The sequence below is a fragment of the Bacillota bacterium genome, assembly GCA_033549065.1.
Lineage (GTDB): Bacteria > Bacillota > Dethiobacteria > DTU022 > DTU022 > JAWSUE01.
On the sequence record JAWSUE010000011.1, the window covers coordinates 68,140 to 92,323 of the forward strand.

Here is a 24,184-nt window from a genome sequence, read left to right on the forward strand (position 1 = left end):
GTTTTAATTATTTCAACGGCAGGTAAATAAATACCTGCATAAAAATATCAATATACTCAATTAATTTAAAATATTTTCAAATCATAATTTGTCTAACAGGGCAAATTGTATAGCAATGATTGTTTTTCCATCCCTGATCCTGCCGTCTGCTATCATTTCTGCAGCATCATTCAGAGAAATTTTCTCAACTGTTATAAATTCTTCGGGATCAGTATTCTGATTTGCTGTTTCGCTTAATTTTCCGGCCTGGAAGAGGTAAATCATTTCATCACAAAAACCTGGCGAGGGATAAAACCTGATCAGCTCCATCCAATCTTCTGCCTCCAGCCCTGTTTCTTCGAGCAGCTCGCGACGGGCGCACTTAAGTGGTTCTTCGCCAATTTCCAGCTTACCGGCCGGTATTTCAAGCAATATTTCCCCGGCCGGCTGACGGTGCTGCCTGACAAAAAATACTTTATTTGATTCATTCACAGCCAATACCGCTACTGCTCCGGGGTGTTCCACAACCTCGCGAAAAGCAACTTTACCGCTCTGAACCTTTACCCTGTCCTGTCGAACATTGATAATCCTGCCGCGATAAAGATAACTCGTTGAAAGGGTTACTTCTCTCATATGATCGCTGATTATTCTCATCCTTTCTGGTAAATTTCGGATTATAATTTGCCGCCGATTATACTGTTTGCAATTACCAATCGTTGGATCTGGTTGGTTCCCTCATAAATCTGCATTATTTTCGCATCACGCATATATTTCTCCATGGGGTATTCCCGGCAATAACCGTAACCCCCCATTACCTGCAGGGCATCAACGGTAACTTTCATAGCCGTATCACCGGCAAACGCTTTTGCCATAGCAGAATAAGGCGACAGGCGTTTCTCGGTCTTCCCGATCATGCCGGCTACCCTCAGTACCAGGGAGCGGGCAGCCTCAATCTCCATCGCCATATCAGCCAGCATAAACTGGATTGCCTGCTGCTGAATGATCGGTTTTCCAAACTGGATTCTTTCCCGGGCATAATCGGCTGCAGCTTCATATGCTGCTCTGGCCACTCCTACAGCCAGTGAAGCAATCATCGGCCTCGATATATCAAATGTCTCCATGGCAACTCTGAAACCACTGCCTTCCTTGCCCAACATATTTACTTCAGGAATACGGACATCTTCGAAGATAACATGCGCCGTATTACTGGCCCTGATGCCCATTTTTTTCTCTTTTCGGGTAGCGTCAATCCCCGGTGTTCCTCTTTCCACAACAAAAGGGGTAAGTGTCCGGGCTCCTCGCTTAGGATCTACGATGGCAAAAACAACATAATAATCGGCATAGGTGCCGTTTGTGATAAAACATTTACAGCCGTTAATTACATAATCTGAGCCATCCTTTATTGCAGTTGTCGAAATCGAACCTACATCCGACCCGGCATTCGGTTCGGTAAGGCAAAATGAGGCAAGCTTTCCGCTGCAGATATCTGTAAGGTATTTTTCTTTCTGTTCTTCATTTCCGGCCAGTTGAATCGGCAGAGAGGCGAGTGAGTTTGCACCTACACCGGTTGCAATACCGGCACAGCCACGTCCCAGCTCTTCGGTAACGATACAGACAGTAACTTCATCCATCCCTGCTCCGCCATACTCTTCAGGTATACTAATTGAAGCAAAACCCTCAGCAACCATCTTGCGAACCAGATCCACAGGCATCTCTTCTTTTTCATCATATTCGGCCGCTATGGGGATAACTTCTTTCTCAACATATTCATGAGCCATTTTCTGCATGGCCAGCTGCTCGGTTGATAATTCAAAATCCATTTTCCTTCCTCCTCTTGATATAATGATTTCCTTTTTATAATTACTTCCTATTTAATTCCAAGTTTATCCATTTTTTCGTAGAGCCACGACCTGCTCATGCCAAGAGTCCTTGCAGCCCTGCTTTTATTACCTCCGGACTGTTGAAGCGCTCTGCTGATCATGTCCCGTTCCTGTTCGTCTCTTTTCCACCGATAATCTGGAATAGGTGGATCTTCCTTGTTATTTAAAGGCTCACTCCTCTGGATTTCAGACCCCGCTCGTATCTGGGGTGGAAGATGCTCAACCCTGATTGTATCCTCTCCTGTAAAGTTCATCGCCCGCTCCACAACGTTTTCAAGTTCACGTATGTTACCCGGCCAACTATATGCACGGAGCACACTTAAAGCATCTTCAGTTATATCACTAACTTGCATACCGAATATGAGGTTATACTTTCTTAAAAAAGCATGGACCAAAGGCAGTATATCTTCAACCCGTTCTCGTAGTGGCGGTATTGGAAGCGGTATCACATTAAGCCTGAAATATAGATCTTTTCTAAAGGTGCCGGCATTGACTTTTTCCTCAAGCCGCTGGTTTGTTGCGGCAATGAATCTGATATCGACCCGGATGGTTGAAGTTCCACCAATTCTTTCGAAAGCCTGATCCTGCAAAACTCTTAAGAGCTTGCCCTGCAAGGTTAGGGGCATATCACCGATTTCGTCGAGAAAAAGTGTTCCGCCATCTGCCAGATCCAATCGGCCTTTTTTACCATTTTTATGAGCCCCGGTAAAAGCTCCGGGAGCATAGCCAAAAAATTCTGTTTCGAGAAGATTCTCAGGTATTGCGGCACAATTAACTTTTATGAATGGAGCGTTCTGGCGTAACCCAGCCTGATGGATAGCCTGTGCTAAAAGTTCTTTTCCTACGCCGCTTTCACCGCTGATCAGCACCGTTGATAAACCCTGTGCCGCCTGTTGTGCTTCTCTTAGCAACCTCTGCATGGCCGGATTAATCGTTATTATATCATCGAATGTATATGGATGTTTCTGAAATCTTTCTTTTTTTAACTCTTCCTGAAAGTGGGTCAACCTGCTGTTCATGGTTTCCAGTTTTCCGGCAAGTTCTCTTAATTCATCTACTCTTCTGAAACTGATTTTTCCCACAGCGCCGATAACCTGCCCGTCCCTGACTATGGGCAGTCGTGATACCACATAGGGTTTACCATCAATAAACTGTATATCATTAATTTCCGGAATGCCGGTTTTACTAACAACATGCAGCCTGCTGTTTTCAAGTATCTCATTGACCGGCCTGGACATAACTGAATTTTCTTCGAGACGTATAAAATCGAGAAATATACGGTTTACAAGAACTATCTTGCCCATTTCATCAACAACAACCAGTGCATCGTAGCCTATATCAAGCACTGTTCTCAGGGTCTGGTTTAACCTTTTGACCGTACTCATTTCTTCTGCGATCAGTTCAAGTTCAGTCAGATCCTGAAAAATGGCTATTGCTCCGATAACCCGTCCGTTATCAATCAGTGGCGTTTTGTTAACAACTGTTTTGGTCTCATGAATTGAATAATTCATACCAATTTCCACAATACCATCTTCCAGAACCCTGCCCATATCGAGACCTGGTAGAATGTCAGTAAGCCGTTTACCTTCTGCTTCCTCATGATCTAAACTAAAAAGCTGCTCAGCCGCACGGTTTATAAAGTTAATCTGACATTTTTCGTCAATTGAAATCAATGCATTGTGCATGGCCTGGTACATAGCATTTAACCTGGTATTAAGCAGTCTCTCTTCCTTAAAAAGAGCGGTAATAAGCTCCACCTTGGTAAAAAGGCCAACCACCTTATCTTCCCTGTCAACTACTACTCCGGTTCCGACAGGAATCCGGCGAACGGCGTCAATCACTTCATCATAGCTTAAGTCTTTTGAAATTTTCACCACATTCGGGTTATAATAACCGCTGATAGTGTCACCCATGTCAATATTTTTCAGTAAAACATCATACAGGTTTGTCTTTGTAAATATTCCGGCGAGAGTTCCGTCACTGTTAAGGATCGGCAATCCGTCTCGCTGACTGTTCCGAAGTAACCGGACAGCTTCCCGGAGGGTACTTTCTGATTGCAATGTCGCGAATTTCCGCGTCATCATATCTTCAAGAAGCATCTGAAAACCCCCGTTAACTTAGCGGACAGATTCTTTTTTAAAGCGTTCAGCCCTCTCGAGAAGGCTGTCGACGTGCATCAGGCCTACCTGATCTATACCCGCACCATCCAGCATACGAGCCAGCTCTTCCCGCCTGCTCTGGTCTACGACAATCTCTGAGCAGGTGATTGTCCTCGCTCCGATCTTTTCCTTAAATAAACGGAAATGCCTGTCTGCCATAACAGCTATCTGTGGACTGTGCGTTACACACATTACCTGGTGGTGTATCGCCAGGCTGGCCAGTTTCTCTGCTACAGCCTGAATCGTAACACCGCCTATACCGGCATCCACCTCATCAAAAACCAGGGTGGGCATAACATCCTGCCTGGCCAGTATCGATTTCAGGGCAAGCATGACACGGGAGACCTCTCCGCCTGAAATAATTTTTGCCAGTGGCTTAACTTCTTCCCCTGGGTTTGCCGAAAAAAGAAATTCAACATGATCCAGTCCTTTTGGGGTGATGTTTTCTTTTTCCTCAATTTTCACTTCAAACCGTGCATTTGGAAGAGCAAGTTCATCAAGGCATTCTTCCAGTTTCGACTCAAGAACTTTTGCAGTATCCACCCGGATACTATGAATTAGCAGGCTTATTTTATACATCTCTTTTTCCAGGTTCCTGATCTCTTCCTCGAGTTCTGCAGCCACCGCCTCACTGTTTTTCAGGCGTTCCATCTCTGACTCACTCTGTTCAGCAAATTTCTGAATGTCCCCGATAGTTGATCCATATTTTCGTTTCAGAGTATTGATCAAATTCAGACGTTCCTGGATACTGTTCAGTTCACCCGGTTCAAACTCAAGTTTTTCCTGGTAATTTCGCAACTCGTGTGCTGCCTCTTCAAGCTGTGTTGAAGCGCTTCCCAGTAGTTCAACCAAAGGATTCAAATCCGGATCAACCTTTGCCGCTTCCGCTAACATCGCTTCAGAGCTTCTCAAGCTGTCGGTAAGTGCCGGTATCATACCCGATTCTTCACCGGCATATATATTTTCATAGACTTTGGCTGTGGCAATACTGATTTTTTCTACATTAGCGAGAAGTCTTTCGCGGTTTAATAGTTCATCATCCTCCCCGTTAATCAGAGCTGCAGCACGGATCTCCTGTATCTGAAAACTATATATATCTAGTTTACGCTCGCGTTCAGCACTGTTTTCACCGAGTAAAGAAAGCTCTTTCCTTTTATCTCTGCTCTTCTTATGGAGTTCTTCAAGTTTCACACGCAAATTACCTATTTCTTCTCCCCCGAACGAGTCAAGCAGTTCTAGGTGTTGTTCCGGGCGCAAAAGTGATTGGTGCTGATGCTGTCCATGCAGGTCAATAAGATATTTGCCAAGCTCTTTCAAAAAAGATACGGGAACTGCTCTCCCATTTACCCTGGCGATACTGCGCCCGCTGCGGTAAACTTCACGGGCCAGAAATAACTCTTCATCACTCTCTATTCCAGCTTCAGATAACAGCCGGTCCGTCTCCTCCCGGATAAAACCGCTGCAGCAGATTATTCCCTCGACATATGCTTCTTCACAGCCCTGTCTGATCTGATCCACCGCTGCCCTGTCACCGAGCAGCAGGTTAATTGCTCCGATGACAATTGACTTACCGGCTCCTGTTTCACCGCTTAAAACATTCAAACCGGAATTAAAGTTAAAGGTAAGATCTTCAATTAGTGCAAAATTATTAACCCTCAACTCTACGAGCATATATTTTCCTCCCGAATAATATTAATAAATAATCATGCGATTGGACTTATGCCTTAAGTTTCTGATGCAGCATTCTGTAGAATGAATAATCATCAAAACAGACCATTTTAACCTTTTGCCCGGCACTGTGAATATAAACCTGATCGTTATCTTCAAGGGCAAATCTGACCTGGCCGTCAACGGTAAGGACAACCTGAACCTGGCGGGAATCAATACGCAGATTCATCTGATCGGTTCCGTTTATAATCACTGACCGGTTATATAAACTATGAGGACAAATCGGGGTAATCACAAATAGTTCCATCGTTGGGTTGACAATAGGACCACCTGCAGAAAGTGAATATCCTGTTGAGCCTGTAGGAGTGGAGACTATCACCCCATCACCGGAATATCGTTCCAGGTAATCCTTGTTAATATAGGTTTCCACATTTATAATTCGGGAAAAAGGTCCCCGTGAGATTACAATATCGTTCAGGGCAAGATAACGGCCCAACTCCTCTTCCTCTCGGACCAGCCAGGCTTCAATCATCATCCTTTCCTGGTAAGAATACTGATCGGTAGCTATATACTGGAGGAAACGCTCCATCTGTTCAACTTCAATTTCAGCCAGAAAACCTGTATGTCCTAAATTTATACCGAGCACGGGTACCTCCCAGCAGGCCAGATCTCTGGCTACACGTAGGATTGTCCCGTCTCCGCCCACCACAATGATCAATTCAACACGATCATGCCATGATTGCAGCTGGTCGGCCAGTGATTTTTCACTGTAAAAATCTGCCTGTTCGCTATCGGTAATCTGTAATTTTATTTTTCTCTGTTTGAAAAAATGGCGTACTTTATCGACCACAAGGCTGCAGTTTTTTTTGTGCCAGTTAGGAATTAGACCAATTTTTTTCACGAAGAACCTCCTGCGGATCTGACTAAAAATAAAATTCTTCGCCGCGCCTTCAGATCCTTCTGTATTAGTTACTTCTTCATCAATATCTTGTGTGCTCTTTGAACAGTTTCAATAATACGTTTTCCCATATCTTCGACATCGTAACATGGTCCTGTTCCGGGATCTTTCAGGAGAATGAAAAATTCAATGTTTCCTTTAGGCCCGGGATGACGGGAAAATGTTATTCCCGCAGGACAGTAACCGATTTTCCCGGCATCACTGATTATATCTTCAATAACCTTTTTATGCAGAGCCGGATCTCTGATGATACCTCCGCCCCTGTCAGCATCTTTTTTCCCCACTTCAAATTGAGGCTTGATCAGGGCCAGAACAGTTGAAATACTTAGTCGATGAAATACAGGCAAAACTTTCCGTAGAGAGATAAACGATACATCGACCACGGCAAGGTCAATTTTGTCAGGCAAATCTCCGGGTTCAACATAGCGTATATTAGTTCGTTCAAATACTTTAACCCTTGGATCGACACGCAAATTATAAGCCAGCTGCCCATAGCCCACATCAAGTGCAAATATTTCTTTTGCTCCTTTTTGCAGGAGACAATCTGTAAAACCACCGGTTGATGCTCCCACATCCAGGATAGACAAGGAAGTAACATTCAAAGAGAAATCATTTAATGCTCCTTCCAGTTTTAATCCGCCCCGGCTAACATAAGGATTTTCTGTTTCCCTGATCATAATCTCTGAAGTAATATCAACCGGCATCCCCGGTTTATCCACGGGTATTCCATTTACAAATACATTGCCGGCCATGATTTCAGCCTGAATACGGTTACGGCTGAAATCAGGCCGGCTTTCTATCAATATCCGGTCCAACCTGTTTTTTTTTGATTTTTGCTTCAATTGATCTCCTTCACTGCCTCTTTACCGCAAAAAGCCAGGGCAGCGTTAAAAATGTTTTCTGCATTCAGTCCGTAGCAGGTAAGAATCTCTGCCCTGGTGCCGTGTTCGACAAAACGATCATCTATAGCCAGACTCTTCACAGGAGCAGCTATTCCTTTTTTTTCAAACATTTCAACAATGCCGCTGCCGAAACCGCCGGCCAGAATATTTTCTTCAATGGTTATAACTTTTCCACACTTAAGCGCCCAACTGGCAATCAGTTCTTCATCCAGCGGTTTAACGAAACGGGCATTAATAACTGCGGCCTTAACACCCTGCCAGATCAGCCTTTCTGCTGCCTGCATCGCTGACTCGACAACGGGCCCGACACCAATGAGTAGAATATCTTCTCCTTGCTGCAGCAGTTCACCTTTACCCCAGGGGACAATTTGTGGCTCCTTAAGATCTGGATCGCTAACCTTATCTCTTGGATAACGAATCGCTACCGGACCCTTTTTGTAATTTGCCGCTGTGTAAAGCATATTCTGCATTTCAGCTGCATTCGAAGGAGCCATGATCGCCATATTCGGCATACTGCGCAGATAGGTCAAATCAAAGAGACCCTGGTGCGTTTCACCATCTTCACCGACGATGCCAGCCCGGTCAATGGCAAATATAACCGGGAGTTTTTGCATACATGTATCGTGCAGCATCTGATCAAAAGCCCTCTGCAAAAAAGTACTGTATACAGCAACTACCGGACGCATTCCTCCAGATGCCAGTGCTGCTGCCATGGTAACAGCATGCTGTTCAGCTATGCCAACATCGTAGAATCGATCAGGATATCGCTTTGAAAATTTATTCAATCCTGTTCCGGCTGTCATTGCAGCTGTAATAGCCACCAGGTTTTCATTTTCTTCAGCTAATTTCAGCATTGTCTTACCGAATACTTCTGTGTAGGTCGGGCTCTTCTTCTTGAGTGGCAGGCCATTGGACAGGTTGAAAGGTCCCACGCCGTGAAATATATCCGGTGATTCCTCGGCGAAACTGTAACCTTTTCCTTTTTCCGTTACAACATGAACCAGCACAGGTCCTTTCAATTTATCAGCCTGCCTGAGCACATTCCTGATCGCTTTTATGTTGTGCCCGTCAACAGGTCCGAAATAGGTAAATCCAAGCTCTTCAAAAAGCATACCGGGCATGATCAAATATTTAAGTCCGCCTTTAATTCGCTCTGCAGTATGCACAATTTTATTTCCAACCAGTGGTATACGTTTAACAAAGTGCTCAAAATCTTCTTTTAACCGCGAATATTTTGGGTCGGAACGAAGCCGCGCCAGGTAAGCGGACATGCTTCCCACGTTTGATCCGATCGACATCTTGTTATCATTCAAGATCACCATCAGGTTAGCTTTAATATGCCCGGCATGGTTCAGCGCTTCGTAGGCCATACCACCTGTCAGCGCCCCATCACCGATAACAGCAATCACTTTATACTTATTACCCAAATGATCCCGGGCCTGGGCAAAGCCCAGTGCTGCCGAAATAGATGTGCTGCTGTGGCCGGTTGCAAAAGGATCATGTTCGCTTTCAGATGGTTTTGGAAAACCACATAGACCTTTGTAGCGCCTCAACGATGCAAATTCATCCCATCTTCCCGTGAGCAGTTTGTGAGGATAACTCTGGTGTCCCACATCCCAGATAATTCTGTCCAGAGGGCTGTTATAGTTGCAGTGGAGGGCAATAGAGAGTTCAACAACACCCAGGCTGGCGGCAAGGTGTCCCCCATTGTCCGCTACCGTCCTGATCATATATTCACGCACTTCAGCGGCAACTATTTTCAACTGCTCGTCACTGAGTGTTTTTAAATCCTCAGGTAATTTTAAAGACCCTGTAAAGCTTTTCATGCTTTTCTTTTCACCCCGAATTATTTTCGCGCTGCCTGAACCATCTTAAAGGCTTTTGAAGCCTGGCTATAATCAAACCGGCCAGCATAATAACTTCAGTTGAATTGTTAATGGCAATCACTTTGCCCCAGGCTTTTCCTCCAACTGTAAATGCAGCCACAACTGCTGTTAACAATATGCCCAGGTAAAATTCAGCCTGTTCAAATGTGAATGTCATAGCAATCTTCAATACAATTACTGCAGCAAGTGTACCACTGATTATACCGCTGATATCACCGGCAACATCATTACAGAAATTTGCTACCTGTTCTGCATTTTTGACAAGATAAACTCCGATTTTTGCTCCTTCAACTTTCCTTGCCGCCTTGGCATTTAATGGAGCTACCTTTGCCGCAGCCGCTGCGGTTCCTATTAAATCAAATGATATTCCAAGGATTACAACTATGAATAATATGAAAAAAGAGAAGATAATTGACCTGATTTCATTAACAAAAAACTGCGTGATAAAGCCGAGAATAATTGCCAGAAAAAATGTCCAGATCGATGCAGTAACGATCCAGCGAACACGGCTTCGGTTTTTTCGATTGTTGGTCAAAAAACATCACCTTTGTACAAAGAAACATAAGTGGTAGCAAACCAGGTAAACTTTGCGGCTTAGGTCCAGCAGGATTTCCCGGATAATCACCTGTCGTTACCGACCAGGCAGTTCCCTTTTAAGACTATCCCCACTGTGTCACCACCAGAGGAGCTGGATTACCACTTAGCTCACACTTTAATCCCTTGTTTGCTTCTCTTTCGAGAGCAGTCTAGAAGATTTCCTCACTGGCGTCTGATCTCTCCTAGCCACTTTTGCAGAAGGGGTTTAAGAATTCATTCCCTCCACCCGTTCCACTCAAGGCAGGCTACACTGCACACAGCTATTCACCGCATACAGGTTCATACCCATGCAGTAGCCGCTGCCATAAGCAGCAAACAACCAACATGGGTCTCCGCGAAGGCAGGGTCATCGCCCACATGCCATTGTAGATCGCCCCGTCCTCCTTAACTCCCAGCAACAGCTCCCAACTGGGCGTCGGCAGCCACCACCAGGAACTTCATCGATGTGCCCTTAACGGATTTTTAGGCCCGTTCTCGGAAAGGGACGCCAACTAGAATACTGCACCACTTATGTCAGATTATCGACATATATTATAGCATAACTGTAATTTCTTCTCAACTATACTGAAGCATCCTAATTCATGCTTTAGAGGAGCCCATGACTCATTTTACAGGCTTTAAGGGCATTCTTCATCAGCATCCTGTTTGTAACAGAGCCAACACCGCCCGGAACCGGTGTGATAGCCTTAGTTTTATCTTTAACTGCTTCGAATGAAACGTCACCGACTGTCTTCGATTTCGGTTTACCTTTATCGTTAAGAACGGGCTCTCCTTTTTCATCAAGAACCTTAACCCGGTTAATCCCAACGTCAATCACAATAGCTCCCTCTTTTACCAGATCGGGACCGATTAGATCCGCTTTTCCGGCTGCAACAATCAGAATATCAGCTCCGGTTGTATGCTTCGCCAGGTTGCCTTTCATACTGGTGAATACATGGGTTATTGAGGTTGTTGCATTGCGGTTTACTGCCAGATAAGCAACCGGTTTACCTACAATATTGGAGTGGCCGACTACGACTATTTCTGCTCCTTCAAAGAAATCTTTGGGATCAACTTTTTCTTCTCCACGGGCATACCGTTCCAAAATTTCGATAACCGCTGCCGGAGTAGCGGGCGGGAATGTTACCTCGCCAAGTGCCAGTTTCCCCATGTTAAATGGATGGAAGCAGTCGATATCTTTATTAACATCAATCGTGTTAATTACTGCGCTGTCAGAGATCTGTTCCGGAAAAGGCCTTAAAGGTAAAATACCGCTGACGGCAGGATCATCATTTAGCTTCTTGACGATCTCTATAACTTCTTGCTCTGAAACATCAGCTGCAGGATTCATGTTAACATAGTTAAAACCAGCTTCTTCGCAGAATTTTTCTACCTGGCCGCGGTACATGTTCGCACCGAAATCATCTCCTACCAATAGAGTTGCAATGCCGGGTGTGATACCCTTTGCCTTTAGCTCTCCTGTTTCTTTTACAATCTCTTTCATCAGTTCTTCACCGATAGCTACACAATCAATAACCAAACTCATTATATTTACCCCTTTCGTCTTATAAAGATATTTATCTCATTGCCGTTTTGAGGCAATTAAAGCTACTGCTCAAGTCAATTTCGAGATTACCAGTTCCAACGTCTGATCTGCCACCCTGATGCCATCATCAAGCAGGCGGCTCATTTCATCGGTTGTTTCCTGAACAAATTTTTCATTCTTGATTGAACCAAGATTGATCAACACGTTCAACTGACCGCTGATCAATGCCGCTTTCAGAAATACTACCCCACACCCTACATCGGAAATCGCCAGCTTTGAGCCGATCTGGCCCATTCTTTCATGAATCTTTATCCCGGCATAAGATTTACGCATTATTTCCATTGGAACCGAACAAGCCTCAATTGAACATTCTTCCATTACTCTCTCTTTGTGTGCAACCTGTTCAGGCGTATCTTTCGGTAACCCATAAGCTTTTGCCAAAGGCTCAAATACCTCTGCATCCCTGTCTACCAGTTTTTTCAGCTCTTCAATAATCTTTGTGCCCTTGCCTAAAAGTTCTTTGACTTCTTCCTCAACTTCGGCATACTTCTTTTTCCCAACTGTCAGATTGCCTACCATGTTTGAAAGAGCCATTCCGATTGCACCACCCATCGCGGCAGCACCACCGCCTCCGGGAACCGGCGCCTTGGAAGCAAGAACTTCCAGAAAATGCGCACAGCTATTTTCGGCCATTGCCATTACGATAACCTCCTATTTTTATTTATATATTTTTACCGGAAACTTTTCTTTCCATTCCGACCGGCAAGCGCAGCTACCTGGTCCGGTAAACAAACTTTTTAGCCAGCATTTCAAGTAAAAAAGTCGGTTTATCCAGTTCTTTCAAAGCTCCAAGAGCCTTATTATAATGTGACTCAGCCTTTTGTTTTGCCTCTTCAAGGCCGTAGACTGCCGGATATGTTGCCTTTAGTCGATCCTGATCGGCACCTACGGGCTTCCCCATCATATCCTCAGTAGATTCATAATCGAGAATATCGTCGACAATTTGAAAAGCCGTTCCTATATGCAGGGCATAACGCTCCAAGATTTTTTCCTCTTCGACGGAGGCTCCGGCGGCAATCGCACCGGCAAGAACAGCAGCATTAATCAGGGCGCCGGTCTTTAACCGGGAAATATCATGGATATCTGCTGCTGACAGCTCTTTCCCTTCAGCCTCTAGATCTAGAATCTGACCGCCAACCATACCTTCAACTCCTGCTGCCCGGGCAATTAACCCGATAATTCGCAGGGCATTTATCCCTCTTCCTGTTTCTAATCCGTAATCAGCCAGCAGCTTAAAAGCTAAAGTCAATAGGGCATCTCCGGTCAGGATGGCGACCGCTTCTCCATAGACCTTATGACATGTTTTTACACCCCTCCTGAGATCGCTGTCATCCATTGCAGGTAGATCATCATGAATGAGCGAATAAGTGTGAATCATTTCCAGGGCACATGCTATATTAATCACTGAAGGTTCTTTTGAGCCAAGTGTTTCTGCTGTGGCCAGGACAAGGATCGGCCTCAATCTTTTCCCTCCCGCCTCTACACTGTAATGCATCGCTTTCGAAACAGAGGTTGCCTGTAAGGTTTTGAAAATTTGCAGGAGGGTATGATCGATATTTTGTTTCTGCCTGGTCATGTAAAGCTCAATTTCTTCCATTTTTATTCTCCACTGTCTACATCTTGATCATTACAGAGGGTCGTACCAATGGCCTTCTGCTCTTCTTTAAGCAGATACTCAACCCGGCACTCAATATCCGCCAACTTCTCACGACAATAACGTGACAGTGCTATACCCTCCTGAAAAGCTTTCAGCGATTCTTCAAGCGGTATTTCGGCATTTTCGAGGCTGTTTACAATCTCCTCAAGCCGTTTCACTGCTTCTTCATAACTCATCTTCTCTATTTTGTTATCCTTCACCCAAAACTTCCTCCTCGATCTTTTCTGTACGGCATTCAGCCCGCCCATCTCTGAAGGTAAGCTGGATAAGTTCTCCAATTTCCAGTTCATGTACTGAACGGATAATTTTACCCTTTTCGTCGCGGCAAAAACTGTAACCCCGGTCCATCACACCAAAAGGGCTGTAACTTTCAAGCTTATCAAGAAGATTGGAAAGCTGCATTCCTTTTATCTGCAGCAGTCGGATCATCTCTTTGGGCAGCTTTTCAATAAACTGTCCCAGTTTTTCCCTGCTTATCCGCAAACGTTCCACAGGTATACGGAAAAATCTCTCACCCACCGTATAGTCAAGCAGCTGTTTTTCCTGCTGTAACCTTCTTTGCAGGGTTATTAAAGCCCTGTCTCTCAGGTTATCAAGTGATTCAAGCAGTTCTCTGCGGTCAGGCACCGCTGCCGTCGCTGCTGCGGTCGGAGTCGGAGCCCTGAAATCGGCGGCAAAATCGCTTATCGTAAAATCTGTTTCATGGCCCACGGCAGAAATTACCGGAATTCCTGAGCTATAAATTGCCCTGGCCACAATTTCTTCATTAAAGGGCCAGAGGTCTTCCAGAGAGCCTCCCCCACGGGCAAGGATTATCAGATCAATATCTTTGGTTTTCTGCAGTATATCGAAAGCCCGGACAATATCACGGGCTGCCCCGGCACCCTGGACAAGGCTTTCAACTACTACCACCCCTACTGTTGGCAACCTTTTTTGCAGGATAGCCAGTATATCCTGAAGAGCAGCTCCGGTCGGTGATGTTATGACCCCGATTTTTTTCGGTATCCTGGGAAGCTCTTTTTTATGATCTTCACGGAATAATCCTTCTTCTGCTAACCTTTTCTTCAGCTTCTCGAAAGCAATAAAAAGCGAACCCAATCCTGCCGGTTCCATTTCGGCAACGTAGAGCTGATAAACGCCGTCAGGTTCATATACTCCTATGTTACCGTGCAAGATAACTTCCATGCCGTCTTCGGGTTTAAAAGAGCACAGGGAGTTTTCACGACGGAAAAACACGCAGCGCAGCGAAGAAACCGCATCCTTTACTGTAAAGTACATATGCCCTGAACGATGATGCTTAAAGTTTGACAGCTCACCGGAGATCCATACATCCCTTAAACGGGGATCGCCCTGGATCAGGTTTTTCAGATAACGATTAATCTCAGATACTTTTAAAATCAGTATATCTTTTTGCATTTGGTTGTTATTCAATACCTGGTAATCCGCGGAGTTAGCCTGCGGAAACGAGGTTCTCCATCTCCTCCCGAACATCTTTTAACGAGTTATAGGACCATTTAACTCCCATGGCCCGGGCAAGATCAGCTATAATCTTCCATCCTTCAACGATAACGCTTTCCGGTTCCCAGGCAGCTTCATTAAATCTGACCTGGTTTGATGCGTTGACGAAGAAACCGTCTTTTTCAATAATCAACCTGCCGGGAATTATATAATCGGCATATTTTGCATACTCAGCTTCATTGGCAGTTATCACTGCCAGAAATCCGGGGTTTAAGTCATTTGCTAATTTGAACTCTTCCCCTAATAGCAGCAGGCCGGCAATTTTACCATCTTTAATTTCTTCTTCAAGTGTTTGAGTTGATATGACCCGGCTTTCAACTTTTTCTGTTTTTTCTTTTTTACCCACCGGAAGTAGTCCGGTTTCAAAAATGCCAATTGCATTGACGGCTGAAGAAAGGAGCAGCAAGTTGCTTCTGCCCTTTTCAATCTGCCTGCCAGATTCTGCGAGATCTAACAGTGCATTAACAGCAAGGCTGTCAGCGGATTTGAAAAAAGATGGTGTGGCAATAATGACAGATTTTTTATTTTTCATAAGTTCCAGTGCTGTTATCAGATATGATTCCGCTATTCCGGCCCTTTCAGCAGCTTTAGAAATCTCTTCTCCCTTTAAAACTGCAGACATAGCAACCAGAATATCTGTTTCATGTCCCTGATCGACCGCAATCACATTTTTATTCCAGGCACTGAATTTTTCAGGCTCCGAAGTGATGCATACAATACCGGCATTACCATATCGCGCAGCCTGTCTGACAGCCATATCGGCCACCGGATGGCTATCTTCCAGGCCGCTTCCGATAATCATAACAGCTTCTGCATTTCTGATATTGAAGGGAGTAGGATTGTTAACTCCGATACCGGCAATTTCTCTCAATTTTGTATAGGCTTCAACCCAGGCCGGCTCGAGTCCGGGGAATATATATTCTGTTTCCAAGACATTGCGCGAAAACCGGTGCAGAAGATAATATTCTTCACAGCTGAGCCGTCCGTCAGTATATACAGCTATCTTACCGTTATTATTAGTCTCTTTAAGAGCAGATAACCTGTCAGCAATCGCTCTTATCGCTTCATCGTAGCTTATTTCAATTTTTTTACCGTCATCTATTTTAATCGGAACGGTAGCTTTTTTTTCGTTCTGATGGTCCACTAGACCGAATTTTCCTTTTTTGCAGAGCCAGCTTACTTTATCTCCTTCAGCGGGGACAGTCACTTTGATCAGGTTCCCGTCAGAAAGCTGTCTTTCAAGGTAACAACCCAGGGAACATTCCACACAGATACCCGGAACATTTTTCAACTCCCACTCACGGCCACCTGCAAACCGCTCTTTTTCCGTAATAGCCGCTACAGGACAAACTTCTATACACTGACCGCAAAAAATACAACCGGCATCTTCAAGGCTTGATTCCACACCGTTATTGGTAGGAACAACCCTCGTATTTACACCGTTTCCGATCATTTCATAAACAAAACGCCCTGTGTTAGTCCTGCAGACCTGTATACAACGGCCGCAGAGAATACACTTTTCTTCATCTTTTACAATATAGGGGTTGTCGGCAGTTTTTTCAACGGGAACCTTCCGGGAAATCTGTTCGGGCAGCTTTGACTGAAAACAGTAAGCCTTTTCCTGCAGCTCGCAGGTTCCGGTCCGTACACAGGTCAGGCAGTCTTTATAGGGGTGAGTAGCCAGGGCAAACTCCAATATCTGGTTACGCATTTCTCGTATTTTCGGAGTGTCTGTTGTTACTGACATTCCTTCAAAAATTGGGTTATCGCATGACGTCATCGGGCGCTCGAACCCTTCCACCTGAACGATACAAATCCGGCAGTGGCCCATTGGTTCAAGACGGGGATGATAGCAGAGGGTCGGGATTTCAATTCCCTTTGATTTAGCTGCTTCAAGAATTGTAGTTCCCTCTTCGGCAAAAATATTTATACCGTCGATTGTTATATTCAGTGTTTTTTTCATTATTCTGTCCCTCCCTGCTCCAGAACAACCATACCAAGCCTTAGGCATTTAACACAGCGGGCAGCTTCTGCCGTAACTTCAGCGGGCCTCTGGAAACCGAGCTCAGCTTCATCGAAACCTTTTTTCCTGATTTCTGCCGGACAGACAGCCTCTTCGAGGCGGGTTCTGTTTCCGATCATTTCGGGAACATTTGATTCGCTGTAAACGCCCATACTTTCCAGTTGTCTCTCCATCGGCCTACCATATCCGACCCGAACCTTACCCTTTTTCAGGTAACTATCGATGGCCTCGGCTGCCCTGTTGGCTGTAGCTATGGCCTCAATAACTGTCCGTGCTCCCAGGACAGCGTCACCTCCGGCAAATATTCCGGGCTCGTTAGAAGCAAAGGTATCTTTATCCACTTCCAGCGTTCCCCGGTCGGTTACAGTCATTCCGCAGTCTTTATTTAGAAAACAGAAATCAGCAACCTGGCCGATGGCGGGAATGATATTATCAACCGCCAGGATAAATTCCGAGCCTTTGAGCGGAACCGGCCTGCGCCGTCCACTTGCGTCCGGTTCGCCCAACTCCATTTTGATGCACTCCATACCGCTGACACAGCCGCTTTTTTCGAGAATAACCGTTGGGTTGGCCAGCATATGGAAGATTACGCCTTCTTCCTCGGCGGCATCTATTTCTGCTTTATTGGCAGGCATCTCATTCCTGCTGCGGCGGTATACCAGATGGACTTCTTTTACTCCCATCCTGACTGCAGAGCGGGCACAATCCATGGCAACATTACCGCCTCCGATAACGGCAACTTTATCACCCAGGTCAACTTTCTGTCCCAGGTTAATCTTTCTTAAAAATTCAACACCCGGCATATAACCGTAGTAGCACTCCTCTTCGCCTTCACAGCCCATAACTGCGCTGTCATGCAGCCCGGTAGCAATAAAAATTGCTTTAAAACCTTCCTCGCGTATCTGGTCAAGTGATATATCAACTCCAACCTTTACATTCAACCTGATTTCTACTCCCAGGCTTTTTACAAAGTCAATTTCTGCGTTGAGTATGTCCCGGGGAAGGCGATAGCTGGGAATACCGACCGCAAGCATTCCGCCCGCTATGGGTAACGCTTCAAAAATTGTAACCCTGTATCCTTTAAGTGCAAGCTGGTAAGCAGCATTGATTCCGGCCGGACCGGCGCCTATTACTGCAACCTGGTTAGAATTCTGATCGATAGTCGGTTTATTTAAAGTAGCATCATAGCCGTTTTTACGCCCAAAATCAGCTACAAACCTTTTGAGCAATCTGATCGAAAGAGCCTGATCTACCGGCTGGCGGTTACAGTTTGACTCACAGGGATGGACACATACCCGGCCTAATGTACCAACCAGCGGTGTCTTTTCACGGTTGACAGCTAGTGCTTCTTCGTAGTTGCCCTCTTTAATGCATTCGATATATTTTGGAATATTGATATGTGCCGGGCAGCCATTACGGCATGGCGCAGAAAGGATGGAACGGTATTCCTCTGTTTTATCCGGTTCCGTTTTATCCGGATGCAAGAACGTTTTGAAGTTTTCCTCAAAGTACTCCAGGGCATGGAGAAGGGGAACAGGCGATGATATGCCCAGTTCACAGAGTGAACCTTCCCGCACCAGGGTCGCGATTTCTTTTAGATAGCCCAGATCGCCTTCTGTGCCTTCACCGTTAACCAGCCTATTTAAACGGTCGGCTATTACCCTGCTTCCCACCCTGCAGGGAATACAGCGTCCACAGGATTCATCCTGCATTTTGTAATAATATTCTTTAAGTGCCCGAACCGGATCGTACTGTGGATCGATTATGACCAATCCGGCCCAACCGATAAATGCTTTTATCTCCTTGTTTTCAACCTTTTTGGGAATACCTATTTCAGTTAACTCAGTCCGTTCCTCTTCTTTTTTATTTCGTTCGTCAACAATCCGGCTATTCCAGCTGCTAAAAAATACTTTGGTCATTTATTAGATCTCACCCCACTATATATCGCAAGCAGTACATATTATTTTTACTTTCTTCATCTCTTGTTGAATTCCTCTCAATGGATTATTCTGAACTTTTTTCCAACCTGGCAGCCTGAACGGCCAGTCCGACCGCATTATCTGATGAAAATCGAGGTTCGGCAAAATATATTTTCCATCCGGCCAATTTGCTCTGGAGACGCTGCCTGATAAAACGGTTGGCCGCTACCCCGCCCACAGCAAGTAATCCATTGTATGCATCCGGACTGTTTTTCAGATTATTAACTGCTGTTGAAAGAGAATCGGCGATACAGATCTCAACGGCCCTGGCCAATGCTTCCTTGTTGCAGCCGTTTTCAAGAAGGCGTTCGGCCTGGCTGGCCGGACCGGAAAAGCTGATTTTATTACCCCTGACCGCTACCGGAAGTGTAATGGAGGTTTTTTCACAGAGAGAAGCCACTTTCTCGAGTTCCGGGCCGGCGGGAAATTTTAGATTCAGCAGGCGGCCAATCCTGTCGATGAACTGCCCGGCTTTCAAATCCTCGCTGCCGCCGAGCAGTTTTATTTTAAGAACACCCGGAGAGGTTTCTTCAGCATCTATAATTTCTGTAGTTCCGCCTGACAGGTGAACGACCAGGTAACGACCACCTCCTAACCCGGCAGACCAGAGTCCGGAAAATATATGGCCCTCCTGGTGCGTTGAGGAGAAATAATTAAAGCCTGCAGCTTGAGTGAGCATCAAACCAAAGGCTTCTCCTACCTTGAACACCGGCATATAAGAACCTTCCACCGGTCTGGGTCGTGCTGCCGATGCAACCGCGTGGATAATTCCGTGCTTTAATACTTTCTGCGCTCTCTCTGCCTTAAATAAGGTGGGCATATTTTGAATATGGGCAAATACCGCCTCAGACTGGCGCAGTCCAAGATTTCCTTCTTTTACTGCCAGCGCAAATCGCCCGTCATAGAGAAGCTTTTCATTTTGATCTGCTATTGCAAGTGAAGATGTGTAAGCCGAAGTGTCAATACCGAGGTAAAGAGACTGTTTATGATTCTTTTCCAAGAGTTTCTCCTACTGCACGGTCGAGCACACCGTTGATAAACCCTACCGCTTCTCCGGTACTGCCGTATTTTTTGGCCAGTTCCAGCGCTTCATTAATGGAGACCGCAAATGGGATATCCGGGCGATAGAGTATTTCAAAGAGGGCTATTCGAAGTAAGTTGCGATCAACTGCAGAGAGACGCTCCAAATCCCATTTAACGAGATGCTTCTTGATCAATTGATCAAGAAGAGGCTGGCTATCAATAGTACCGATAACCAGCTCCTCAATAAACTGTTCTTCATCAATGTCAAAGGTGAACCCTTCCAGAGCGCGGACCAAGGCCTGCTTCGGCCTGCATTTACCGATATCTACCTGAAATAGCGCTCGGAAAACCACCTCTCGTGCCAGGCGACGGGACAATTGAGCAGTACCTCCATCATTCCTGTATTCAGATTAATACTCGTCTTTTGATGAAAAGAGGCGTTTAAAGAATCTGCTGATATCTTTTATTCGCCAGCCGATTAACAACCCAACTCCGATACAGAAGAATATAAAAACGCTGGACCAAAAACCATATTTAATTACAAGCAGGGCGAAGAACAGACCGAGCAATCCTCCAAGTATTTTGCCCCAATGTTTGCTAAGCACCACCCACCAATTCAGCTCGGACAACACATACTCCTCCCTTTTAATCTTTATTCGATCTACCTTTTTGAAACCGCCTGATCAACTATAATGTTTTCAACCGTAACCTTCACTTCATGGACCGTAACTCCGGTTATCTCTTCAAGATACTCCTTGATCCTTGACTGCAGGTCTGTTGTCAGACCGGGGATAGCCACATCGGGCATCACCCTGATTTTAACCCGGACGATCATTCCGTCCGGTGTATAAGTGACCTGTCTGCTTACATCTTTAATTCCCTGGGTCTGCTGAATGACCCGCAGAACCATATTTTCCACGGCAGTAATCGAAATCTGTACTTCTCCGAATTCACTGCCCTTCAAAATAGCACTGCTTTCCTTTTTCGAGGACTTAAAACCAATTGCTGTAAATACCAGTCCAATCAGAACCAAACCTGCGGTAATGGCGAACAGGATAGTCTGGTCTGCCCACCCGGGCATGATTACCCGCAGGTTCGGTAACCAGGCGCAACTGAGCGCCAGCAGAAACAGTGCCGCACCGATAAAAAGAAGTCCGATAAATACCATCAGTATGCGGGCAGCTGTTTTCATTGTGAATTCCCCCTTTCAGTCTCAAATAAAAGGTGAAGTAAATTTACTCTTCGGCCTTTTCTTCTTCCACAGCCACTTCCTCTTCATTTTCCTGTTGGGGGAACTGGATACCCTGCACATGCACATTCACCTGGGTAACTCTTAAGCCAGTCATCGTTTCGACTGCGTTTTTAACGCTTTCCTGAATATCCCAGGCTACATCCGGAATACGGACTCCGTAATCAACGATCAGGAAAATATCGATTTTGGCCTCTTCTGTGCCAACTTCAACCTTAACTCCTTTTGAGAGGTTCCGGCGACCCAACACTTCAGCAATCCCACCGGCTATTCCGCCGCTCATAGAGGCAACTCCTTCAATATCAGCAGCAGCCAATCCAGCAATGATGGAGACTACTTCATCGGCAATTCTCACCACACCGAGTTCAGTCGGTAGAGTCTTAATATCTTCGTTTGCCATTTTCATTACCTCCCTTTATAAATATTTTTTAGTAGAAATACTTACTTTCCACCTGTTTTCATTATATCAAACACAATCGGGCAGTTCAATTTTTACGGGCTTTTGATGTGGCTAGTCTTCCTTATCTTCGTCTTCTTCCATTAATTCTTCAAGATCTTCTTCCCATTCTTCATCATCGACCAGGACTACTTCACCACAACCCGGACAGGTTATCTCGATCGCTGAGTCCTGGTCAAGGATATCATCATCGACCACAACTATTTCCCGGCAGTTGGGACACTCGATGGAAAACCCCTCATCAAAATCATCATACTCGTCTTCGTACTCTTCATCATCTTCATAGAAATCGTCTTCCAGATCAGTCAGATCATCGTCGATTGCTTCTGTATATTCGAAAAGCTCTTCGTAATCAATTCTTAATTGTTCCATTTCATCGGAAATATCTTCCAGTAGGTCGATCACTTTTTGGAGTACCTTCTGTTCTTTGCTTTCTTCACCCAGGTCCAATCCTTCGGCATAACCTCTCAGGTACGAAACCCTTACTCTCAGTTCCTCAGTCATTTGCTTTCCCTCCTTTTATTTTCCTACTTATGCTCTTTCAATGTATCCACCGGTTCGGGTATCTATTTTAACAGAATCCCCGTTATTAATAAACAGGGGAACCTGAACAACCACTCCGGTTTCCAGTGTAGCAGGCTTGGTTGCCCCCGTTGCAGTATCACCTTTTACTCCCGGTTCAGTTTCCGTTACCTTTAGAATAACCGTAATCGGGATGTCAACCCCGACTACCTTTTCACCGTAAAAGACAACGAATATTTTATCGTTTTCTTTCAGGTACTTAACACCCTCTCCGATCTGTTCTTCCGTAAGGGTTATCTGCTCGTATGACTCCGTATCCATCAGGTTAAAATGATCATCATCGCGGTAGAGGTATTCCATCTCTTTCTTCTCCAGATGAGCCCTGGCAACCTTTTCTCCTGCCCTGAAAGTTTTATCAACAATCGAACCTGTCCGCAGATTTTTAAGTTTTGAGCGGACAAAAGCCGCTCCCTTGCCCGGTTTAACATGCTGGAATTCAAGGACAGTGAAAATATCACCATCATATTCGATAGTTATACCGGTGTGAAAATCATTTGTAGAAATCATTGTAGGATCCGCCCTTCTCTATTTTCTGTCTGGATAACCGTCAATTCCCGCGGACTTTTAGTCAGCACTGACATGCCCTCTTTTGTAACAACAACCATGTCTTCTATACGCACTCCGCCCCAGCCGGGGATATAGATACCCGGTTCCACGGTTACAACCATTCCCGCCTTGAGAATAGTTTTACTTTTTGGATTCAGTACCGGTTGTTCATGAGTTTCCAGACCTACACCATGACCCAACCCGTGGCCAAATTGTTCTCCATAACCGGCTTCAGTAATAATATCCCGTGCCACGGTATCGATTTCAAACCCCTTCAGGCCCGGTCTAATCGCTTCTGCTGCATTTTTTTGAGCCCGGTATACAATATCATATACTTCTCTCTGTTTCTCGTCTGGTTCACCCAGCGACACGGTACGGGTCATATCAGTGGCATATCCGTCAAAAACAGCTCCGAAATCGATGGTGACCAGTTCACCATCCTGCATCACCTTGGATGACGCCGTTCCGTGAGGCATTGCACCCCTGATTCCGGAAGCAACAATATAATTAAAAGCTCTCTTCTCGGCACCCGACTTCAGCAGGTATATTTCAAGCTCCAGCGCAAGTTCCTGCTCTGTCATCCCCGGCCTGATTATCTCCAGCAGGTAACCGAAAGCCCTGTCCAGCAATTCGGCAGCCCGGCTGAGCAGTTCCAGTTCTTTTTCATCCTTCACCATTCTTAACTCTTCCGCACTTGTCTCAACCGCTACAAGTTCTCCCGGAAGCTTATCCTGCATTTCCCTGTATGTTGAAAATACCACGTTTTTTGCTTCAAAGCCAATCTTTTCCCAGCCATATTCCCGGACAATTACGGCCAGGTTCTGGTACAGATCTTCCTTCCACAGTTTTACTTCGAACTGGTCAGCCTGAGCAGCTGCCTGTTCGGTATACCTGAAATCGGTAACCAGGAGCGCTTTATCGACACTGATCAGAAGTACCCCGCCGGTCCCGGTAAACCCACTCAGATATCGACGGTTCTGCGGATTTGTAACCAGCAGGACGTCCAGATTATTTTTTTTTATCAATTTCCTGATACCTTTTAGTTTATCGGACATCAGCGGGCATTTGCCTCTGAAATAATATCGACCAGCGCCTCCAGCCCCAAAAGGTAGCTCTGGGAGCCAAAACCGCAGATTACTCCTCTAGACACTGCAGATATAACGGATCTGTGTCTGAAATCTTCGCGGGAGTATGTATTGCTCAGGTGGACCTCAACTGTCGTTAGCGCCGATGAAACAAGGGCGTCCCTGATAGCGTAGCTGTAATGGGTAAAGGCTCCGGGGTTGATCAGTATCCCATGGCAGGTACCAACTGCTCCCTGGATCCGGTCGATGATCTCTCCTTCATGATTTGACTGAAAAGTATTCAAATCTACACCGAGCTTTTTTGCTCTTTCCAACAGTAAATTATTGATTTCTTCCAGTGTCGTTTTCCCATAGATCTCCGGTTCCCTCGAACCGAGCAGGTTCAAGTTTGGCCCGTGAATCACCAGTACCTTTAGAGCGTCCAATCCGGTCTCCTCCCTGAAAATAACCT

General features: G+C 45.4%; 25 protein-coding genes. All 25 read right to left on the bottom strand.

What is annotated here, in order from left to right; translation table 11 throughout:
- Positions 1-81: 81 nt before the first annotated feature.
- The 25 genes from SCJ97_08935 to aroQ all read right to left on the bottom strand — a co-directional run bounded on the left by SCJ97_08935 (position 82) and on the right by aroQ (position 24,158).
- Positions 82-633, bottom strand: a complete 552-nt coding sequence (locus SCJ97_08935; GenBank protein ID MDW7740162.1) for an NUDIX hydrolase — start codon at positions 631-633, stop codon at positions 82-84.
- Between the two features lie 20 nt (positions 634-653).
- Positions 654-1,799, bottom strand: a complete 1,146-nt coding sequence (locus tag SCJ97_08940; protein ID MDW7740163.1) for an acyl-CoA dehydrogenase family protein — start codon at positions 1,797-1,799, stop codon at positions 654-656.
- 47 nt (positions 1,800-1,846) lie between these two features.
- Entirely contained in the window at positions 1,847-3,958 is a 2,112-nt protein-coding gene (locus SCJ97_08945; protein MDW7740164.1) for a sigma 54-interacting transcriptional regulator, read from the bottom strand.
- Positions 3,959-3,976: 18 nt separating this feature from the next.
- Positions 3,977-5,689, bottom strand: a complete 1,713-nt coding sequence (gene recN, locus SCJ97_08950; GenBank protein ID MDW7740165.1) for a DNA repair protein RecN — start codon at positions 5,687-5,689, stop codon at positions 3,977-3,979.
- Between the two features lie 46 nt (positions 5,690-5,735).
- Positions 5,736-6,587, bottom strand: a complete 852-nt coding sequence (locus tag SCJ97_08955) for an NAD(+)/NADH kinase (GenBank protein ID MDW7740166.1) — start codon at positions 6,585-6,587, stop codon at positions 5,736-5,738.
- Between the two features lie 68 nt (positions 6,588-6,655).
- Positions 6,656-7,486: a TlyA family RNA methyltransferase gene (locus SCJ97_08960; GenBank protein MDW7740167.1), complete on the bottom strand. Its 831-nt coding sequence runs from the start codon at positions 7,484-7,486 to the stop codon at positions 6,656-6,658.
- A complete protein-coding gene (gene dxs, locus SCJ97_08965; protein ID MDW7740168.1) occupies positions 7,483-9,372 on the bottom strand; it encodes a 1-deoxy-D-xylulose-5-phosphate synthase in 1,890 nt (629 codons plus the stop codon). The genes SCJ97_08960 and dxs overlap by 4 nt, the downstream gene beginning before the upstream one ends.
- Positions 9,373-9,382: 10 nt before the next feature.
- Positions 9,383-9,967, bottom strand: coding sequence for a hypothetical protein (locus SCJ97_08970; GenBank protein MDW7740169.1), 585 nt, complete (start codon positions 9,965-9,967; stop codon positions 9,383-9,385).
- 322 nt (positions 9,968-10,289) lie between these two features.
- On the bottom strand, positions 10,290-10,427 hold the full coding sequence (locus SCJ97_08975; protein MDW7740170.1) for a hypothetical protein: 138 nt from the start codon (positions 10,425-10,427) through the stop codon (positions 10,290-10,292).
- A gap of 188 nt (positions 10,428-10,615) precedes the next feature.
- Entirely contained in the window at positions 10,616-11,554 is a 939-nt protein-coding gene (locus tag SCJ97_08980) for a tetrahydrofolate dehydrogenase/cyclohydrolase catalytic domain-containing protein (protein MDW7740171.1), read from the bottom strand.
- Between the two features lie 69 nt (positions 11,555-11,623).
- Positions 11,624-12,253 carry a cyclodeaminase/cyclohydrolase family protein gene (locus SCJ97_08985; GenBank protein MDW7740172.1) on the bottom strand — a complete coding sequence of 210 codons (630 nt, stop codon included), beginning with the start codon at positions 12,251-12,253 and terminating at the stop codon, positions 11,624-11,626.
- Positions 12,254-12,326: 73 nt separating this feature from the next.
- Entirely contained in the window at positions 12,327-13,211 is an 885-nt protein-coding gene (locus SCJ97_08990) for a polyprenyl synthetase family protein (GenBank protein ID MDW7740173.1), read from the bottom strand.
- Between the two features lie 2 nt (positions 13,212-13,213).
- Positions 13,214-13,471 carry an exodeoxyribonuclease VII small subunit gene (gene xseB, locus SCJ97_08995; GenBank protein ID MDW7740174.1) on the bottom strand — a complete coding sequence of 86 codons (258 nt, stop codon included), beginning with the start codon at positions 13,469-13,471 and terminating at the stop codon, positions 13,214-13,216.
- On the bottom strand, positions 13,461-14,702 hold the full coding sequence (gene xseA, locus SCJ97_09000; protein MDW7740175.1) for an exodeoxyribonuclease VII large subunit: 1,242 nt from the start codon (positions 14,700-14,702) through the stop codon (positions 13,461-13,463). Before xseA ends, xseB begins: the two co-directional genes overlap by 11 nt.
- Before the next feature lie 19 nt (positions 14,703-14,721).
- Positions 14,722-16,752, bottom strand: a complete 2,031-nt coding sequence (locus SCJ97_09005; protein MDW7740176.1) for a molybdopterin-dependent oxidoreductase — start codon at positions 16,750-16,752, stop codon at positions 14,722-14,724.
- Positions 16,752-18,731, bottom strand: a complete 1,980-nt coding sequence (locus SCJ97_09010; GenBank protein MDW7740177.1) for an FAD-dependent oxidoreductase — start codon at positions 18,729-18,731, stop codon at positions 16,752-16,754. The genes SCJ97_09005 and SCJ97_09010 overlap by 1 nt, the downstream gene beginning before the upstream one ends.
- Positions 18,732-18,816: 85 nt before the next feature.
- Entirely contained in the window at positions 18,817-19,791 is a 975-nt protein-coding gene (locus SCJ97_09015) for an O-sialoglycoprotein endopeptidase (protein ID MDW7740178.1), read from the bottom strand.
- Positions 19,775-20,191 (bottom strand): transcription antitermination factor NusB, encoded by a 417-nt coding sequence (gene nusB / locus SCJ97_09020; GenBank protein ID MDW7740179.1) that lies wholly within the window; start codon positions 20,189-20,191, stop codon positions 19,775-19,777. Before nusB ends, SCJ97_09015 begins: the two co-directional genes overlap by 17 nt.
- A 33-nt stretch (positions 20,192-20,224) precedes the next feature.
- Positions 20,225-20,443, bottom strand: coding sequence for a DUF2273 domain-containing protein (locus SCJ97_09025; protein MDW7740180.1), 219 nt, complete (start codon positions 20,441-20,443; stop codon positions 20,225-20,227).
- Between the two features lie 32 nt (positions 20,444-20,475).
- Complete coding sequence (gene amaP / locus SCJ97_09030) at positions 20,476-21,006, bottom strand: alkaline shock response membrane anchor protein AmaP (GenBank protein ID MDW7740181.1); 531 nt, start codon at positions 21,004-21,006, stop codon at positions 20,476-20,478.
- 43 nt (positions 21,007-21,049) lie between these two features.
- Positions 21,050-21,463, bottom strand: a complete 414-nt coding sequence (locus SCJ97_09035) for an Asp23/Gls24 family envelope stress response protein (GenBank protein MDW7740182.1) — start codon at positions 21,461-21,463, stop codon at positions 21,050-21,052.
- A 111-nt stretch (positions 21,464-21,574) separates the two neighbouring features.
- Positions 21,575-22,024, bottom strand: a complete 450-nt coding sequence (locus SCJ97_09040) for an AraC family transcriptional regulator (protein ID MDW7740183.1) — start codon at positions 22,022-22,024, stop codon at positions 21,575-21,577.
- A gap of 27 nt (positions 22,025-22,051) precedes the next feature.
- Complete coding sequence (gene efp / locus SCJ97_09045) at positions 22,052-22,609, bottom strand: elongation factor P (protein ID MDW7740184.1); 558 nt, start codon at positions 22,607-22,609, stop codon at positions 22,052-22,054.
- Positions 22,606-23,703 carry a Xaa-Pro peptidase family protein gene (locus tag SCJ97_09050; GenBank protein ID MDW7740185.1) on the bottom strand — a complete coding sequence of 366 codons (1,098 nt, stop codon included), beginning with the start codon at positions 23,701-23,703 and terminating at the stop codon, positions 22,606-22,608. Before SCJ97_09050 ends, efp begins: the two co-directional genes overlap by 4 nt.
- The gene (gene aroQ, locus SCJ97_09055) at positions 23,703-24,158 is read right to left on the bottom strand and encodes a type II 3-dehydroquinate dehydratase (protein ID MDW7740186.1); all 456 of its coding nucleotides are present in this window, start codon (positions 24,156-24,158) and stop codon (positions 23,703-23,705) included. Before aroQ ends, SCJ97_09050 begins: the two co-directional genes overlap by 1 nt.
- Positions 24,159-24,184 lie beyond the last annotated feature (26 nt).

What these genes read in the sequence shown, in the direction of transcription:
- SCJ97_09035 (MDW7740182.1), bottom strand. Translation starts at nt 21,463, where the DNA reads ATGGCAAACGAAGATATTAAGACTCTACCGACTGAACTCGGTGTGGTG.
- efp (MDW7740184.1), bottom strand. Translation starts at nt 22,609, where the DNA reads ATGATTTCTACAAATGATTTTCACACCGGTATAACTATCGAATATGAT.
- dxs (MDW7740168.1), bottom strand. Translation starts at nt 9,372, where the DNA reads ATGAAAAGCTTTACAGGGTCTTTAAAATTACCTGAGGATTTAAAAACA.
- SCJ97_08990 (MDW7740173.1), bottom strand. Translation starts at nt 13,211, where the DNA reads ATGGAAGAAATTGAGCTTTACATGACCAGGCAGAAACAAAATATCGAT.
- SCJ97_09005 (MDW7740176.1), bottom strand. Translation starts at nt 16,752, where the DNA reads ATGAAAAAAACACTGAATATAACAATCGACGGTATAAATATTTTTGCC.
- SCJ97_08935 (MDW7740162.1), bottom strand. Translation starts at nt 633, where the DNA reads ATGAGAATAATCAGCGATCATATGAGAGAAGTAACCCTTTCAACGAGT.
- SCJ97_08940 (MDW7740163.1), bottom strand. Translation starts at nt 1,799, where the DNA reads ATGGATTTTGAATTATCAACCGAGCAGCTGGCCATGCAGAAAATGGCT.
- SCJ97_08980 (MDW7740171.1), bottom strand. Translation starts at nt 11,554, where the DNA reads ATGAGTTTGGTTATTGATTGTGTAGCTATCGGTGAAGAACTGATGAAA.
- SCJ97_08985 (MDW7740172.1), bottom strand. Translation starts at nt 12,253, where the DNA reads ATGGCAATGGCCGAAAATAGCTGTGCGCATTTTCTGGAAGTTCTTGCT.
- SCJ97_09040 (MDW7740183.1), bottom strand. Translation starts at nt 22,024, where the DNA reads ATGACTGAGGAACTGAGAGTAAGGGTTTCGTACCTGAGAGGTTATGCC.
- SCJ97_09050 (MDW7740185.1), bottom strand. Translation starts at nt 23,703, where the DNA reads ATGTCCGATAAACTAAAAGGTATCAGGAAATTGATAAAAAAAAATAAT.
- recN (MDW7740165.1), bottom strand. Translation starts at nt 5,689, where the DNA reads ATGCTCGTAGAGTTGAGGGTTAATAATTTTGCACTAATTGAAGATCTT.
- SCJ97_09010 (MDW7740177.1), bottom strand. Translation starts at nt 18,731, where the DNA reads ATGACCAAAGTATTTTTTAGCAGCTGGAATAGCCGGATTGTTGACGAA.
- SCJ97_08945 (MDW7740164.1), bottom strand. Translation starts at nt 3,958, where the DNA reads ATGCTTCTTGAAGATATGATGACGCGGAAATTCGCGACATTGCAATCA.
- amaP (MDW7740181.1), bottom strand. Translation starts at nt 21,006, where the DNA reads ATGAAAACAGCTGCCCGCATACTGATGGTATTTATCGGACTTCTTTTT.